This is a genomic window from Actinomadura livida (assembly GCF_014648675.1).
Classification (GTDB): domain Bacteria; phylum Actinomycetota; class Actinomycetes; order Streptosporangiales; family Streptosporangiaceae; genus Spirillospora; species Spirillospora livida.
This window is the reverse complement of record NZ_BMRO01000002.1, coordinates 489,601-490,127: the sequence shown is the minus strand read 5'-3', so window position 1 is coordinate 490,127 and position 527 is coordinate 489,601. Positions and strand designations below refer to the sequence as shown.

1 pseudogene is annotated in these 527 nt (G+C 72.1%); it reads left to right on the top strand.

Annotated elements, in window-relative coordinates:
* Positions 1-293 (top strand): annotated as a pseudogene (locus IEZ03_RS37595) (ABC transporter permease subunit); the annotation flags it as partial.
* Positions 294-527: the final 234 nt, after the last annotated feature.

Sequence of the window (527 nt, the reverse complement as noted above, 5' to 3'; positions counted from 1 at the left end):
TGCTCGGGCTGTTCTCCCTCGCCGTCGGCGGGATCGTGCGGCACACCGCCGGCGCCATCACCGGCGTCATCGGGCTGGTGCTGGTGGTCGGGCCGCTGGCCATGCTGCTGCCCGGCAAGATCGGCGACTACGTCTACGGGTACATGCCGTCCGAGGCGGGCTACCTGATCACCTCGGCGCGGCAGGGCGAGGACGACCTGCTGTCGCCCTGGGAGGGCTACGGCGTGTTCGCGCTGTGGACGTTCGCCCTCCTCGCGATCGCCGCCTACCTCCTCAAACGCCGCGACGCCTGACCCCGCGCGCCCCGCGTCCCCGCCCCGCCGACCAGGCGGACGCGGGGACGTTCCGCGTTTCCGGGGCCTCTCCGCCGAACGTTGCACGGTGCAAAGATCCGGCGTACCGTGGTTTTGGTCAGTTGCTTAAAGCGGACGACCAAGAACGGAGGGGCGGATGCCCGGCGACGAGGTGCCCACGCGGGTCCGGCTGCTGGAGGCGGCCGTCGCGGTGCTGGCCGAGGGCGGCTGGTC